This window comes from Corynebacterium hylobatis (assembly GCF_003955685.1).
Classification (GTDB): Bacteria; Actinomycetota; Actinomycetes; order Mycobacteriales; family Mycobacteriaceae; genus Corynebacterium; species Corynebacterium hylobatis.
Genome location: NZ_RXHJ01000003.1, coordinates 40,406 through 55,762, shown reverse-complemented (window position 1 = coordinate 55,762; position 15,357 = coordinate 40,406). Strand labels below are relative to the sequence as shown.

At 68.6% G+C, this 15,357-nt stretch carries 16 protein-coding genes; 13 read left to right on the top strand and 3 right to left on the bottom strand.

The window, feature by feature from the left end; translation table 11 throughout:
• The first annotated feature begins 35 nt into the window (after positions 1–35).
• The 3 genes from EAH68_RS02970 to EAH68_RS02960 are packed head-to-tail and all read left to right on the top strand — an operon-like array spanning position 36 to position 2,415.
• Positions 36–461: a DUF350 domain-containing protein gene (locus EAH68_RS02970; protein WP_126119838.1), complete on the top strand. Its 426-nt coding sequence runs from the start codon at positions 36–38 to the stop codon at positions 459–461.
• Positions 458–1,987, top strand: coding sequence for a polyamine aminopropyltransferase (locus tag EAH68_RS02965; protein WP_126119837.1), 1,530 nt, complete (start codon positions 458–460; stop codon positions 1,985–1,987). Before EAH68_RS02970 ends, EAH68_RS02965 begins: the two co-directional genes overlap by 4 nt.
• A gap of 53 nt (positions 1,988–2,040) precedes the next feature.
• Complete coding sequence (locus EAH68_RS02960; RefSeq protein ID WP_126119836.1) at positions 2,041–2,415, top strand: hypothetical protein; 375 nt, start codon at positions 2,041–2,043, stop codon at positions 2,413–2,415.
• 112 nt (positions 2,416–2,527) lie between these two features.
• Here the strand turns inward: EAH68_RS02960 and EAH68_RS02955 are convergent, their stop codons facing one another.
• From EAH68_RS02955 to EAH68_RS02945, 3 genes are all read right to left on the bottom strand, one after another.
• Positions 2,528–4,381, bottom strand: a complete 1,854-nt coding sequence (locus EAH68_RS02955) for an FAD-dependent oxidoreductase (protein ID WP_126119835.1) — start codon at positions 4,379–4,381, stop codon at positions 2,528–2,530.
• A 130-nt stretch (positions 4,382–4,511) separates the two neighbouring features.
• On the bottom strand, positions 4,512–5,477 hold the full coding sequence (locus EAH68_RS02950; RefSeq protein WP_241228263.1) for an AraC family transcriptional regulator: 966 nt from the start codon (positions 5,475–5,477) through the stop codon (positions 4,512–4,514).
• Between the two features lie 136 nt (positions 5,478–5,613).
• Positions 5,614–6,168 carry an inorganic diphosphatase gene (locus tag EAH68_RS02945; protein WP_126119834.1) on the bottom strand — a complete coding sequence of 185 codons (555 nt, stop codon included), beginning with the start codon at positions 6,166–6,168 and terminating at the stop codon, positions 5,614–5,616.
• A 70-nt stretch (positions 6,169–6,238) separates the two neighbouring features.
• Here EAH68_RS02945 and dacB point away from each other — a divergent pair, with 70 nt between their 5' ends.
• The 10 genes from dacB (at position 6,239) to EAH68_RS02895 (ending at position 15,357) form a co-directional block, all read left to right on the top strand.
• Positions 6,239–7,516, top strand: a complete 1,278-nt coding sequence (gene dacB, locus EAH68_RS02940) for a D-alanyl-D-alanine carboxypeptidase/D-alanyl-D-alanine endopeptidase (protein ID WP_126119833.1) — start codon at positions 6,239–6,241, stop codon at positions 7,514–7,516.
• Between the two features lie 4 nt (positions 7,517–7,520).
• A complete protein-coding gene (gene tilS / locus EAH68_RS02935; RefSeq protein ID WP_241228262.1) occupies positions 7,521–8,423 on the top strand; it encodes a tRNA lysidine(34) synthetase TilS in 903 nt (300 codons plus the stop codon).
• Between the two features lie 7 nt (positions 8,424–8,430).
• The gene (hpt, locus tag EAH68_RS02930) at positions 8,431–9,027 is read left to right on the top strand and encodes a hypoxanthine phosphoribosyltransferase (RefSeq protein ID WP_206436342.1); all 597 of its coding nucleotides are present in this window, start codon (positions 8,431–8,433) and stop codon (positions 9,025–9,027) included.
• A gap of 144 nt (positions 9,028–9,171) precedes the next feature.
• Positions 9,172–11,634 (top strand): ATP-dependent zinc metalloprotease FtsH, encoded by a 2,463-nt coding sequence (gene ftsH, locus EAH68_RS02925; RefSeq protein ID WP_206436341.1) that lies wholly within the window; start codon positions 9,172–9,174, stop codon positions 11,632–11,634.
• A gap of 1 nt (position 11,635) precedes the next feature.
• Entirely contained in the window at positions 11,636–12,208 is a 573-nt protein-coding gene (gene folE, locus EAH68_RS02920) for a GTP cyclohydrolase I FolE (protein WP_206436340.1), read from the top strand.
• A 10-nt stretch (positions 12,209–12,218) separates the two neighbouring features.
• On the top strand, positions 12,219–13,070 hold the full coding sequence (gene folP, locus EAH68_RS02915) for a dihydropteroate synthase (RefSeq protein WP_126119831.1): 852 nt from the start codon (positions 12,219–12,221) through the stop codon (positions 13,068–13,070).
• Positions 13,063–13,452: a dihydroneopterin aldolase gene (gene folB, locus EAH68_RS02910; protein WP_126119830.1), complete on the top strand. Its 390-nt coding sequence runs from the start codon at positions 13,063–13,065 to the stop codon at positions 13,450–13,452. The genes folP and folB overlap by 8 nt, the downstream gene beginning before the upstream one ends.
• Positions 13,452–13,937: a 2-amino-4-hydroxy-6-hydroxymethyldihydropteridine diphosphokinase gene (folK, locus tag EAH68_RS02905; RefSeq protein WP_126119829.1), complete on the top strand. Its 486-nt coding sequence runs from the start codon at positions 13,452–13,454 to the stop codon at positions 13,935–13,937. Before folB ends, folK begins: the two co-directional genes overlap by 1 nt.
• Positions 13,938–13,940: 3 nt before the next feature.
• A complete protein-coding gene (locus EAH68_RS02900; protein WP_126119828.1) occupies positions 13,941–14,408 on the top strand; it encodes a DUF3180 domain-containing protein in 468 nt (155 codons plus the stop codon).
• A gap of 10 nt (positions 14,409–14,418) precedes the next feature.
• Positions 14,419–15,357 (top strand): DUF6779 domain-containing protein, encoded by a 939-nt coding sequence (locus EAH68_RS02895; RefSeq protein WP_126119827.1) that lies wholly within the window; start codon positions 14,419–14,421, stop codon positions 15,355–15,357.

The window sequence follows — 15,357 nt, the reverse complement described above, 5'->3', positions numbered from 1 at the left end:
CCACCATCCCCTCGGCACCAAGGAGCCTCACCCCCATGTTCGACACCCTGCTGACTGATTCGCTGGGCACGATCGCCTACTTCACGCTCTCAGCGGTCATCCTCCTCGTGGGCTTCATCATCCTCGACCTGCTCACACCCGGCAGACTGCATGAACTGGTCTTCGTCGACCACAAACCCAACGCCGGGATGCTCGCCGCCGCGCAGCAGGTCGCGCTCGGCATCATCATCGTCAGCGCCATCCTGCACTCCTCGGATGATCTGCTGACCGGGTTGGCGGAGACCGCCTTCTATGCCGTGATCGCGCTGGTGCTGCAGTGCGTGGCCCTGGTCGTCGTGGAGTTGCTGGTCCCGGGCCGTTTCCGCGACCTGGTGGCCGATCCCCGGCTGCGTTCGGGGACGGTCGTCGTGTCCGTGACCCTGGTGGTCATCGCCGCGATCAACGCAGCCAGCATGTCGTGAGTGGCAGACTGTGGCGTTGGCTGCTGCTCGTCGCGGTAGCGGTGTGCGCGGCCTCCGGACTCGTGTACGAGCTGGCGCTGCTCTCCCTGTCGACCTCCCTCAACGGGGGCGGGATCGTCGAGACCTCGCTCATCGTGGCGGGTTATGTCGCGGCGCTGGGCGTCGGCGCGCTGTGCGCCAAGCCTTTCCTGCGCTGGCCGGCCCAGACCTTCCTGGCGGTTGAGACCCTGCTCGGCCTGATCGGCGGCACCTCGGCGATCATCCTCTACGTCACCTTCGCCACCATCGGCCAGTCCACTGCCGTGCTCGTCATCGCCACCGCGCTCATCGGCATGCTCGTCGGCGCCGAGGTGCCGCTGCTGATGACGCTGGTGCAGCGCGGCCGACTGTCGGATGCCCGCACCGTGGGCTCCCTGCTGGCCACCCTCAACTTCGCCGACTACGCCGGCGCCCTGATCGGTGGACTGGCCTGGCCCTTCCTCCTGCTCCCCGGACTGGGACTCATGCGCGGCACCCTGGCCGCCGGCCTGGTCAACCTCGTGGCGGCGCTGTTCCTCGCGGCTGTGCTGCTGCGCCGCTGGATCCCGTTCCGGCAGTTCGTGGCCTCCATGCTCGCGCTGGTGGCGGCCCTCGCTGTGCTGACCGTATTTTTCATCCGGTCGGAGGGCATCGTCACCACCGCCCGCCAGTCGCTCTACAGCGACCCGGTCATCCACGCCCACCAGTCCGACTACCAGGACATTGTGGTCACCCAGCGCGGCGACGACCGCCGCCTCTACCTCAACGGCGGACTCCAGTACTCCACCCGCGATGAGTACCGCTACACCGAGTCGCTGGTCTACCCGGCGCTGTCAGACAGCGCCCGCCATGTCCTCGTCATCGGCGGCGGTGACGGACTGGTGGCCCGGGAGCTGCTGCGCATGGATCTGTCGGTCACCCAGGTTGAACTCGACCCGGCCGTCATTGAGGTGGCCAACACCGTGTTGGTCGAGGACAATCACGGTTCGCTGACGGACCCGCGGGTGAACATCATCGTGGAGGATGCCTTCACCTGGCTGCGGGCGGGCGGTGACGGCACCGCCTACGACACCGTCATCATTGATCTGCCGGACCCGGACAACGAGACGATGGCCAGGCTGTACTCCGCGGAGTTCTACACCCTGGCCCACCGTGCCCTCGCTCCCGGCGGGCGCATGGTCGTCCAGTCCTCCTCGGCCTTCACCACCCCGGATGTCTTCTGGCGGGTGGGGGCCACACTGCGGGCGGCCGGTTGCGGACAGATACTGCCCTATCACGTCCATGTCCCCACCTTCGGCGACTGGGGTTTTCACCTCTGCGCGCCCGCGGGAACGGAACTGTCCCTTCCGGCGGCGGTACCGGAGCTGCGTTTCCTCGACGAGGAGGTGCTCGCGGCGGCGGCCGTCTTCGGCCGGGACAACCAGCCCCGTGATCTGGAACCCTCCACCCTCGACCGGCCCTATATCGTCGAGGACCTGCGCCGTGGGTACCGCCGGGCGGGGGAGTAGCCCGACCCGGGTCACATTAGATTGGGATGGATATGCGGGAGGGAGGAGGATCTGTGGAACGTGATCTGCTGGTACGGCTGACAGGCATGATCACCCTCCGCCTGTGGGCGGCGGCGCTGGTCACCGGCGCACTCGGCGGAGGGCTGGTACTGCTCGGGGTCCGCCTCGGCCTGGCATTGGTGACCATGGGCGTCCTGCTGGTGCCGGTGGCCGCCGTGACCACATGCGCCTGGTTCCTCCGCCGACCGGCTGCCGCCGTGCCCCGGTGGCTGACCTGGCTCGGCGGGGTGGGTTCCGCGGCGGGTCTGGTGTGGTTGCTGATCTCGCCGGGGGAGGTACCGGCCATTCTCGTGCTGGCCGTGGGGGTGTGGCTGCTGGTCGTGGGACTGATCGCTCAGGCGGTGTTCGGCCGGATGCGCAGCAGCTGACCGGTCGGGGCAGACCCGGCGCACATTATTCCTGTCCGGCCCGGAAAACGAAGTGGGACGTCGCGCGGCCCACCAGGGGCCTTGCGTAACGTCCCTGCCGGACGGCCGGCAGTTATTTCTGCAGTGCCACCCGGGCCTCGGCCATGAGGCGGGAGATCTCCGTCGCAGCCTCGTCCGTGCGCCGGGAGAGGATGGAGGAGAGTACCGCATGCAGGGCATGCTGCGGGTCCTCGACCATGTGGTGGGAGCGCCAGGCGATGTGCTTGTCGGGGCGGACCAGGATGACGCCGTCTTCCTCGACTTCACGCTGGCGCAGCCAGTCACCGTAGAGGTCCTGGTGTTCGCGGCCCTCTCCGATGACCACGGCCTTGAGCTCGAGGCCCAGGGCCTCGGCCACCGCGACGGAGGCGTCTGCCCAGGCCTGGCCGTTGATGCCGGTGAAGAGGGTGAAGCCGGTGCCGGTGGCGATGTCGTGGGTGGAGTGCTTGTTCAGCGTGTCACCGATCCACGCGTGCGGCAGGCGCAGTCCCGGGTAGGTGGACTTCTGGTGGTGCAGCAGCGGGTCCTCGGTCACCTCGGGGCGGCCCAGTCCGTCACAGACCACGGCGGTGGACCGGTAGAACTGGCCGATCTCGGTGCCCTGTGCGTTGAACTCGTAGTCCTTGTTGTCCAGTGCCGCACGCAGTGCCTTGCGGCGTGCCGCACCCTCCGGGCTGGCCTCCTTGCGCAGCTTCAGCTTCTCGGTGAACTCCTCGTCCGTCTTCGCGTCCGCGACGCCGAGGGCGTCGAAGATGGGCTGGTATTCGCGGGAGGAGTTGTTGGCGCGGGTGACGATCTGCTTGGCCACCGGGGCGCGCTCCACCGAGTAGGTTTCCAGCAGCTCCGGTTCCGCCTGGCCCTTGAGTACGGCTGCCAGCTTCCAGGCCAGGTTGTAGGAGTCCTGGATGGAGGTGTTGGAGCCAAGGCCGTGGCTCGGCGGGTGGCGGTGGGCGGCGTCGCCGGCGATGAACACGCGACCGGTCTGCATGTGGGTGGCCCACTGCTCGTTGTTGCCCCACAGGGAGTATCCGGTGATCTCCAGCTCGAGGTCGGGGATGCCGACGAGCGTGCGGACGATGCGCTTGGCCTCCTCCTCGTCCAGCTTCGGCGGCTCCTTGGTTATGTCATAGCCCCACACCGCCAGCCACTCGTTCCACGGCCGCACGCAGCGGACCAGGCCGGCGCCGAGGCCGCCGATGTTGGAACCGGGCGGGAAGACCCAGTAGAGGATGGAGGGCCGGTGGGCGACCCACTTGCTCAGGTCCGCCTTGAACTGCAGGTTCATGGAGCCGCCGATGTCCATCGCGCCCTCGAAGGGGATGTCGATGTCCTCCGCGATCTGGGAGCGGGCACCGTCCGCGCCGATGAGGTACTTCGCGCGGATGGTGTACTCGTGCCCGGTCAGGCGGTTGCGCACCAGGACGCTCACGCCCTCATCGTCCTGGGTGTGAGAGAGGTATTCGGTGGAGAACTGGGTCTGGGTGCCGCGTTTGGTGGCGTTCTCCAGCAGGATCGGCTCGAGCATGGTCTGCGGGATGTCACACGGCATGGCGGGGGAGGCGAGCTCGTAGTCGGCGCGGCGGTCCGGGCGCCAGCCCCAGGTGGGACGGCGGCCGATCTCCTCGCCTGCGACGGACTCGGCGTAGACGGTGTCACCCATCTGCTCGTGGGGGACGGCCTTCTCCAGGACCTCGGCCTCCAGTCCGACGTCGCGGAGGATCTCCATGGTGCGCTGGTTGGTGATGTGGGCCCGCGGGGTGTTCGCGGTCCAGCGGTATTTGGTGATCATGATGTTGTCGATGCCGTGGGTGGACAGGAACAGGGCGGCGGAGCTGCCGGCGGGGCCGGAACCGACGATGAGCACATCGGTGGTGACGACGTCCTCCGGGATTTCGGTGTCGGCGATACCGTCATGGAAAACAGGCATTGGATCTTCTCCCTTGTCTCTGAGCTGGTCTGAACTGTTGGGAGTCAATCTATGGCGGCGCGCCCACCACCGGAAGATGTGTCACGGATCACGTCCGGGACGGAATAAAAGATGTCGGGTGTGGACTAAATCACTGCTTCCGCCACTGCAGCGGGGTCATGCCTACGCGTTCGCGGAAAATCCTGCCGAAGTGACTCTGTGAGGCGAAACCGCAGCGTGCGGCGATCTCCCTGATGCTCAACCCGCCCTGACCGGGGTCGCGCAGCAGCTGTTGGGCAAGCTCCACCCGCTGTGCCAGGACGTATCTGCTTGTCGACGTCCCCTCCCCCCCGAAGTACCTGCCCAGCTGCCGCTCACTGAGCCCCACCGCCGCGGCGATGCGACCCGGACCGAGGTCCGGGTCCGTCAGGTGCCGGGTGATGTAGTCCTTCGCCGAGGCGAGGATGCCCCGGGCGCTGTCCTGCCCGCCGATTATCAGGCCCAGCAGGGACAGGGCGTTCTGCTCCGTGAGGGCGGGATCCAACGCAGGGCTGGGCCCCTCGACCTGCGTGAGTGTCTGCCGCAGCAGCCGCGCCAGTGCCTGTTCGTGGGTGCCGGCGCCGGGTCCGAAGTCGAAGACCAGTGGCAGGGGCGTCTGGCGGACGTTGCCCAGCTCCAGGAAGCGGGTGCGGGGGATTGTCACGACGACCTCGCGCAGGCCGCGGGCGAAACCCCGGACGAAGGGGCGGTCGGCGTCATAGACCACGGCCTGGCCGGGGCGCAGCGACAGTTGCCCGCCGCGGTGGAAGAAGAAGGCCTCGCCCTCGATGGCGAAGAAGACCGCGATCATGCCGGTGGGGTGTTCGCTGATGAAGGATTCCGAGCGTTCCACGATCTGCGATGTCCCCGAGACGTCCGCCACCCGGATTGCCGGCAGGTGCAGGTTCGTCTGGCGCGAACGCATCGGCTGGGCGTCAATGGTGCGGATGTCCAGCGGAATCAGTGCCCGTGCGTTGTGCCCTTCCCACAGCTGGACCCGGGCTTCAGGTGTGATCCCCTCCGTGGTGAAGCGGAGCAGCTGAGCCGGGTTCCGGGGTGCAGTGGGCATGGTGGACATGATGGATCCACCTTAGTGATTCCAGTCACCCGAACAGTAGGCCCCAGGGGGAACCCGGGGAAGTCCCCGGCGCGCAACATCCCGGAATCGACGAACCCCACCGGCCTCGGAGGACCAGTGGGGTGCGGCGGGAGTTTTAGGCCTCGTCCAGCTGCTGCTCGACGATGTTCTCCTTGTCCTTCTCAGCCTCCAGACCCTCGCGGGTGTTGTCGCCGACCTCCTTGTAGCGGTCGATGGACTCCTGGAGGATGCGCTCGGCCTCCTCGCGGTGGCCCCAGCCGGAGCCCTCGACGTGCTTGCCGGGCTCGAGGTCCTTGTAGTGGACGAAGAAGTGCTCGATCTCGTCCAGGGTGAACTGGGAGATGTCCTCGATCTCCTTGAAGTTGTCGAAGCGCGGGTCATCGAGGACGCAGAGCAGCTTGTCGTCGCCGCCGGCCTCGTCGGTCATCTTGAACACACCGATGACACGTGCCATGACGACCACGCCCGGGAAAACCGGCTCCGGGAGGATGACCAGGGCGTCCATCGGGTCGCCGTCCTCACCGAGGGTGTGCTCGATGAAGCCGTAGTCCGCGGGGTACGCCATCGGGGTGAACAGGTAACGGTCGAGGAATACCCGGCCGGTCTCGTGGTCGACCTCGTACTTGTTGCGCGAACCCTTCGGGATCTCGATGATGACTTCAACGCCCATGCGTCAGACTCCTTGTAGCAGTTTGGGGGGATCGCCTGTCATCCTAGCGGCAGCGGTTAGGCTGTACGCGATGAGTGGAAAGAAGCTGTGGTGGTCGGTGACTGCCGGCGTGGTCGGCGTGGCCGTGGCCGGGGTGGCGGGTTTCGGCGTACTCGTGCAGCAGTATTACGGCGATCTCACCCACGGTCCGGCCTATGCCGTGGAGGCCCCTGTCCCGTTGCTCGTGCCGGCCGAGGCCGAGGCCGGGGTGGACAACGCCGCGCTGGCCGCCCGGCTGACAGAACTCGGCGCCGACCCCGCCCTGGGTACGGTCCACGGCCGGGTCACCGACACCGTCACGGGGGAGACGGTCTGGGACCTCAACTCCGGCAGCCCACTGCAGCCGGCCAGTTCCACCAAGGTCCTCACTGCAGCCGCCGCGATCCTGGAGCTGGGTCCGGACGATGTGCTCACCACTGAGGTGGTGGCCGGGGATCAGCCGGGCACCGTGGTCATCCGCGCCGCGGGTGATGTGTGGCTGACCACGGAGCAGATGGATGAGCTCGCGGAGCAGGTCGGCCAGGCGGAGCAGGTGCTCATTGACCTCTCCGTCTGGGACGGTGATCCCTTCATGCCGGGCTGGGACCCGGTGGACGTCGACGCCGGCTACATCGCGCCCCTGGAACCGGCCATGCTCTACGGTGCCCGGATAGGGGAGACCGAGGGCGATGTCCCGCGTTCGCACACCCCGGCCCTCGACGTCGCCCGCGCCCTGGCGGAGCGGGTCGGGGCCACGGACACGGGTACCGGCACCGCTCCCGCCGACGCGCAGGTGCTGGCCAGTACCGATTCCCCGCCGTTGATCGAGCGTATCGACGAGATGATGGTCTGGTCCGACAACGTCATGGCCGAGGCCATCGGGCACGAGATCGCGGTCCACCGCGGTCAGCCGGGTTCCGCGGCTGCCGCCACCCGCACCACCCTCGAGGTGCTGCGCGAGCACGGTTTCGACACCACGGGTGTCACCCTGGCGGACAACTCGGGACTGTCCATCGACAACCTCATCCCGCCGCGCCTGCTCGGCGACCTGCTTCTCGACGCCGCCGCCGACACCCGCCTGCGCCACCTGCTGGCCACGCTGCCCGTAGCCGGCGGCTCCGGCACCCTCACCGACCGCTACGGAGACCTCTCGGGGCGTGGCTGGGTGCGCGCCAAGACCGGCACCCTGACCGACACCTCAGCCCTGGCGGGCGTGGTCACCGCCGAATCCGGGCGCGTCTACTCGTTTGCGCTGCTGTCCAACGGCTCGGACATCCTCTCCGCCCGCGCCGCCCTGGACCGCTTCGCCTCCGCCATCCGGGATTCCTGAGCCGGTGCGGTACCCGCGTTCCAGCCCGCATTTCCTGGCCTGCCGGGTGGCGGTGCGCCCCTTCCTCACGTCCGAACCGGTCACCGTCGGACTCTCGGGTGGGGCGGATTCCCTGGCCCTGCTCGCCGCCGCCCTCGCGGAAGGCCAGGACGTGCACGCTGTGATCGTCGACCACCAGCTGCAGGTGGGGTCCGCACAGGTGGCGGACACAGCCCGCCGCCAGGCGGAGGAACTGGGTGCGAGTGCGCAGGTACGTGCCGTCACCGTCGCGCCGGGCAACCTCGAGGCCAGGGCACGGGAGGCCCGCTACGGGGCACTGTTCTCCGAGGGCCGAGAGGTGTGGGTCGGCCACACCCGGGACGACCAGGCAGAGACGCTGCTGCTGGGTGCCCTGCGCGGCAACCCCGCCGGCATGGTGCCACGATCGGGAAGGCTGATCCGGCCGCTGCTGACCGTGCGTCGGGCGGACACCGCCGGGGCCTGCACCGAACTGGGGCTGGAACCCTGGCAGGACCCGCACAACGAGGACCCGGTCTTCCGGCGCGTCGCCCTGCGGCAGACTCACATCCCCGGGCTGGGTGAACTCATCGGCGGGGACGCCGTGGAACCCCTGGCCCAGGCGGCCGACCGGATCGCCGCGGACAACGCCCTGCTCGCGGAGCTGGCAGGCCCGCCGACGGATGACTGCGCGGAGCTGGCCGCCCAACCGGGGCCCCTGCGGCGCCGCCGCATCGCGGCGTGGCTGCGGGAGCGGGGGCTGGGGGTGACGGGGGCGTCGATAAGCGCGGTCGAGGCCCTGTGCACCCGGTGGCGGGGACAGGGCGGGGTCGCGGTCGGCCGGACCGGTACCGGGAGGTTGGAAGTCCGCCGTGTAGATGGCAGACTGACCTTATTCCCGGCCGGCTAGGAAAGGCATGACAACCGTGCACGATGACAAAGACCTCAACGTTCCCGAAAACCGCTACGGCGACGATGTTGAGGCGGTGCTGATCAGCGAGGAAGTCCTGGCAGCGCGCATCCAGGAACTCGCGGACAGGGTCTCGGAGACCTACCGCGACGCTGAGGATGATCTGATCCTGGTGTGCGTCCTCAAGGGCGCCGTGTACTTCCTCACGGATTTCACCCGCGCGCTGTCGATTCCCTCGGAGATGGAGTTCATGGCCGTCTCCTCCTACGGCAACTCCACCACCTCCTCCGGAGTGGTGCGCATCCTCAAGGATCTCGACCGCGAGATCGAGGGCCGCGACGTCCTCATCGTCGAGGACATCATCGACTCGGGTCTGACCCTGTCCTGGCTGATGCGCAACCTGCGGGCCCGGAACCCGAAGTCGCTCGAGGTGATCACCCTCCTGCGCAAGCCCGAGGTGGTCAAGGCCGACGTGGAGCTCTTCGACGTCGGTTTCGACATCCCCAACGAGTTCGTCATCGGCTACGGCCTGGACTACTCGGAGCGCTACCGCGACCTGCCCTACGTGGGCACCCTGCACCCGCGCGTCTACAGCTCCAACTGATGGCCGCGCCCGGGCGCGGGAACGAATTCCGCGTCCGGCGCGTTTACCCAAGTACGTGATACCACCCCGGCGGTTGAAAACGAACACGAAAGGCACTGGTCGCGAAGGTAGGCTGACGAGCCGACCCCTTCGGCGTCCGCACTCATGAGCAACAAGAGAATCCTCCAGATCGGCCTCATCGCCACGGTGGCACTGGTGTCCCTGTTCGCGTTCACCCTGCTCACCGATGACACCCGCGGCTACCAGGACGTGGACACCTCCGTCGTCATGCAGCAGCTCGACGAGCAGAACGCCAGGGAGGTGCAGATCGACGACCGCGAGCAGCGGATCCGCGTCGAGCTGCGCGAGCCGATCACCTACGAGGAGCGTGAGGGCGTCGAGGAGATCATCGCCCAGTACCCCGCCCGCACCGCTCCCCAGGTCTTCGACGCCGTCCGGGCCTCCGGTGCCGATGAGTACAACACGAAGGTGACCCAGGATAGCTTCCTGATGGGCATGTTCAGCTTTCTGCTGCCCATGCTGCTGCTCTTCGGCCTCCTCTTCTTCTTCCTCACCCGCATGCAGGGCGGCGGCGGAATGTTCGGTTTCGGTGGCTCCAAGGCCAAGGAACTGACCAAGGACATGCCGACGAACACCTTCGCGGATGTCGCCGGCGCGGACGAGGCCGTCAGCGAACTGGAGGAGATCAAGGACTTCCTCCAGGACCCGAGCCGCTACCATGCCCTCGGCGCGAAGATCCCGCGCGGCGTGCTGCTCTACGGCCCGCCGGGCACCGGCAAGACCCTGCTGGCGCGCGCCGTGGCCGGCGAGGCCGGCGTGCCCTTCTACTCCATCTCCGGTTCCGATTTCGTGGAGATGTTCGTCGGTGTCGGCGCCTCGCGTGTGCGTGACCTGTTCAAGCAGGCCAAGGAGAACAGTCCCTGCATCATCTTCGTCGACGAGATCGACGCCGTCGGGCGCCAGCGCGGTTCCGGTATGGGCGGCGGCCATGACGAGCGCGAGCAGACCCTGAACCAGCTGCTGGTGGAGATGGACGGCTTCGGCGACCGCGAGGGTGTCATCCTCATGGCCGCCACCAACCGCCCTGACATCCTGGACCCGGCGTTGCTGCGCCCGGGCCGTTTCGACCGTCAGATCCCGGTGACCAACCCGGACCTCAAGGGCCGCGAGATGATCCTCGAGGTCCACGGGAAGGGCAAGCCGTTCGCCCCTGACGCTGACCTGAAGTCCCTGGCCAAGCGCACCGCCGGCATGTCGGGTGCGGACCTGGCCAACGTCCTCAACGAGGCGGCGCTGCTCACCGCCCGCATCGGCGGCAACGCCATCACCGCAGACGCCCTGGAGGAGGCCACCGACCGGGTCATCGGCGGCCCGCGCCGCGAGGGCAAGATCATCTCCGAGAAGGAGAAGAAGGTCACCGCCTACCACGAGGGCGGCCACACCCTGGCGGCCTGGGCGCTCAAGGACATCGAGCGCGTGTACAAGGTGACCATCCTCGCCCGCGGCCGCACCGGCGGCCACGCGATGACTGCGCAGGAGGACGACCGCGGTATGTACAACCGTGACGAGCTCTTCGCCCGCCTGGTCTTCGCCATGGGTGGCCGTGCCGCCGAGGAACTCGTCTTCGGTGAGCAGACCACCGGCGCCTCCGCCGACATCGAGCAGGCCACCAAAATCGCCCGCGCGATGCTCACCGAGTACGGCATGTCGCCGAGCCTGGGCATGGTCAAATACGGGGAGGAACAGGGCGACCCCTTCTCCGGTCGGCCGGGTGGCGGCACCCTCGATTACTCCCCGGCGGTCGCCGCGAAGATCGACGAGGAGCTGCACATGCTTCTCGACGCCGCGCACCGCCACGCCTACGACATCCTCGCCGAGCACCGCGACCACCTCGACCGCCTGGCAGAGAAGCTCCTGGAGAAGGAGACCCTGCGCCGCCCCGACCTGGAGGTCCTCTTCGAGGACATCGAGCCGCGTGAGGCGCCCGAGATCTTCCCGGGCCAGGACGACCGTTTCCCGCGCCAGGCCGGCCGCGAACCGGTGAAGACCCCCGTCGAGCTGGCCATCGAGCGCGGTGAGGAGCCGCCGAAGCGCTTCTCCCTGCTCGAGGCGACCCGTAGGGCCCGTGAGAAGCGGCAGACGGAACTCGCCGCGGCCGGCGTCTCCCTGGACCAGTCCGCCGCCGACACCCCGGCTGCTGTGCCGGCATCCGGCGGAGCCGCCGGGACGGCGGGCACGGCCCCGGCCGCCGGTACCACCCCGCGCTACGGCGGTACCCCGCCACCGGCGGACTGGGCGGTACCCGGCTGGTCGCCGAAGGACAACCCCTACGCCGGGGGTACCCCGCAGGGCGAACACCCCGGCATGAAGAACTACGGTGACCCGGCCGGCCCGGCCCCGGCCGAGACCCCCGAGGCCCCGGCCAGGCAGGACCCGCCCACCGAGATCATCGGTTTCCGCCTGCCGGACCATGAGCAGCCGGAGAACACGGACCGCGCGGCTGAGCCGGAGGCAGAGGAGCAGAGCGGGCGGCCGGAGACCGGTGCACCCGACGTGGTCCCGCCAAGCGACACCGACACCACCCAGCTGCCGAAGAAGGAACAGTAAATTGACCAGATCGTTTGACCGGGAACGTGCCGAGGCTGCCGTACGTGAGCTGCTCATTGCGGTGGGCGAGGACCCGGACCGTGAGGGGCTGCAGGACACCCCGGCTCGTGTGGCCCGGGCCTACGAGGAGGTCTTCGCGGGCCTGCACTGTGACCCGACCGACGTGCTGGAACGCACCTTCGCGGAGGACCACCAGGAACTGGTGCTGGTGCGCGACATCCCGATCTACTCCACCTGCGAACACCACCTGGTGCCCTTCTACGGCACGGCCCACATCGGTTACATCCCCGGCAAGGAGGGGCACGTCACGGGTCTGTCCAAGCTGGCTCGCCTGGCCGACATGTACGCCAGGCGCCCGCAGGTACAGGAACGGCTGACCTCACAGATCGCCGATGCCCTGGTGGACCGGCTCGGTGCCCAGGCCGTGATCGTGGTCATCGAGTGCGAGCACCTGTGCATGGCGATGCGCGGTATCCGTAAGCCCGGCGCAACCACGACCACGTCCGCGGTGCGCGGCGGCTTCAAGACCAGTGCCGCCTCGCGTGCCGAGGTCCTCAGCCTGATCCGGGGATAGGGGAGTGGTCATGCGGGTGAGAGATCTGACGGTGCCGGGCAGGTGCCTGGTGATGGGCATCGTGAATGTCACGGAGGACTCCTTCTCCGACGGGGGGCGGTGGCTGGACATCGATGCCGCCATAGCCCACGGCCGTGAGCTGGTGGCTCAGGGCGCCGACATGATCGACGTCGGTGGCGAATCCACCCGGCCCGGTGCCACGCGTGTCGACGCCGCCGTGGAGGCCGCCCGCGTCGCCCCCGTCATCACCGCCCTGGCACAGGAGGGGATCCCGACCTCGGTGGACACCATGCGGGCCTCCGTGGCGGCCGCCGCCGCTGAGGCGGGTGTGGCGATGATCAACGACGTCTCCGGTGGTCTGGCCGATCCCGATATGTACCGTGTCATGGCCGACGCTGACCTGCCCGTGTGCCTCATGCACTGGCGCACCGTCCAGTTCGGGGACGCTGCCGGGGCCTCCGATCACGGCGGGGACGTCGTCCGCGACGTCCACGAGACCCTCGCCCGGCTGGTGGACAATGCCCTGGCTGCCGGTGTGGTGCGGGAGAACATCGTGCTCGACCCGGGGCTGGGCTTCGCCAAGACACGGGTGGACAACTGGGCGCTGCTCAACGCGCTGCCCACCTTCCTGAGCGGTGATTTCCCGGTCCTCGTCGGTGCGTCACGCAAGCGTTTCCTGTCCTCCGTGCGGGCGGACCGCGGCCTCGAGGTTGTGCCCGCCGACGCGGATCCGGCCACCGCCGCCGTCACCGCCATCTCCGCGCAGATGGGTGCCTGGGGGGTCCGCGTGCACAATGTGCCCGTCTCCCGAGACGCCGTCGACGTCGCCGCGGCCTGGAATGCGGGAGGTTCCCGTGGCTGACCGGATTGAGCTGCGCGGCCTGGAGTGCTTCGGCCACCACGGGGTCTACCCGGAGGAGAAGCGTGACGGCCAGAGTTTCATCGTCGACATCACCTGCTGGCTCGACGTCGCCGAGGCGGCGGCCACCGACGATCTGAACCGGACCGTCAACTACGGGGAGCTCGCTGAGCTGGCCGTGGAGATCGTGCAGGGCGAGGCCCGCGACCTCATCGAGACCGTCGCCGTCGAGATCGCCGACCGCGCCATGGCCACCTTCGGGATGCTGCACGCCGTCGAGGTGACCATCCACAAGCCGGAGGCCCCCATCCCGCACACCTTCGCGGACGTGGCGGTGGTGGCGCGCCGCTCGCGCCGCACCCAGGCCCAGTTCAGGAAGGCCTGATGCGGGCGGTCCTGTCCATCGGTTCCAACCTCGCCGACCGGTGGGCCCTGCTGCGCGGGGTGGCGGCGGAGTTTCGCACGGAGACCGTCGCCGCCTCACCCGTCTACGCCACCCCGCCCTGGGGTGTGACGGACCAGGGTGAGTTCCTCAACGCCGTGCTCATCGTCGACGTGGACTCCACCCCGCTGGAACTGCTGCGCCGCGGCCAGCGCCTGGAGGAGGCCGCCGACCGCGTCCGCGAGCGGCACTGGGGGCCACGCACCCTCGACGTCGATGTGGTCACCGTCCTCGACCCGGGGGAGCTGAGTTCCCCGGACCCGGTGCTCACCCTCCCGCACCCCCACGCCCACGAACGGGCCTTCGTGCTGGTGCCCTGGCTGGCTGCCGACCCGCACGCCACGCTGGGCGGAACACCCGTCGCCGAGCTGCTCGCCGGGCTCGATCCGGCTGAGGTGGCGGGAATCGTCGAGGCTGGGAGACTGTAGGGCATGCAGCGCACACCGATCACCGGGCTGATCGCCGCCGGAGGTTTCACCGCGGCCGTCGCCGCGATCCTCACCTGGCGGTTCTACGGCTCGATGATGACCGTGCCCGTCACCGTGTCCGTTTTTCTGTGGGCGATGGCGGCGGTGTGCGTGTACCTGGCCTGGAAGGTCCGTGACCGGGTGGCCGGCGGCCGCATCGGCCAGGACCGCAGCCAGCTCAACCCGCTGACGGCGGCACTGTTCCTGGTCATCGGCAAGGCCTCGGCGTGGACAGGTGCGATCATGGGCGGGGCGTACGTGGGTGTCGGCAGCTTCATCGTTCCCCGGCTCGGGGAGCTGGCCGCGGCCTCGGATGACCTGCCGGGTGTGGCGGCGAGCGCAGTCGGCGGGATCGCCCTCGCCGCGGCCGGGGTGTATCTCGAACGACACTGCGAGACACCGCCGCCCGCTGATGGGGAGCCGGTTGGTTAAGGTGGATGCTATGAATGAGGCGAAGACGTCAGGTGGGGTGGACCGCGGCCAGGTGATGCTGGTCGTGCTGGTCGTCCTTGCCTTCATCGCGAGCATCGTCATGCTCTTCACCGACAGCGACGGGGCCCTGAAGATCGCCCTGCTGGCCGCGCTGTGGGCTGCGGTCATCGGCTTCTTCCTGGTGTTCCGCTACCGCCGCGACGCGGAGGCCGCGCGCCGCGAGCTCTTCCACAACGCCGAGCTCCATGACGTCGAAGTGGCCCGGGCCGTCGCGGAGCAGACCGCCGAGGTGGAGAGCCGTGCCCTGGAGTTGCGGCAGGAGCAGCATGACCGGGAATCCGAGGTTCTCGAGGACATCAAACGCGAGCTCGCCGGCATCCGCGCACAGCTCGAGGCCCTCGCGGGACGGGAATTCGGCTACGAGCCCGCCGCCCTGCGTGCTGAGGCCCGCCGCATCATGGAGCTGGAACGGGTCACCCTCGGTGACCTCAGGGAGGAGGACGAGGCGGAGGAATCCGAGGTCCCCGAGCCGATGAGCTCCCCGGAGGTTGAAGGCCGGATCAGCGGTGCGCCCTCCCTGGACGCCGTCGCCGGCCGGATCGGCCAGCAGCCGAGCCGACCGGAGGTCAATCCCCTGGCCGAGCTGATAGCGGAGAACCAGCGCCGGGAGGAAGAGAAGCAGCAGCAGAAGACTGACGCCCAGTCGGAGGACCGGGCGGACATCGAGGAGACCCGGATCTTCGACACCGGTTCCTTCCAGACCGTCGACTGGGAGCAGGGCAGCACGAAGAAGCACACCGCAGAACCCACCCAGGGGCCCGTCGTGGAGCAGGACACCGCGGCAGCGGAGTCGGAGGAGGATCGCCGTGGTCGGCGGCGTCGCGACGAGAACACCAGGGGAGTCTCCGTCGCTGAGCTGCTGGCCCGTTCCCGGGAGAACCAGGAGTAG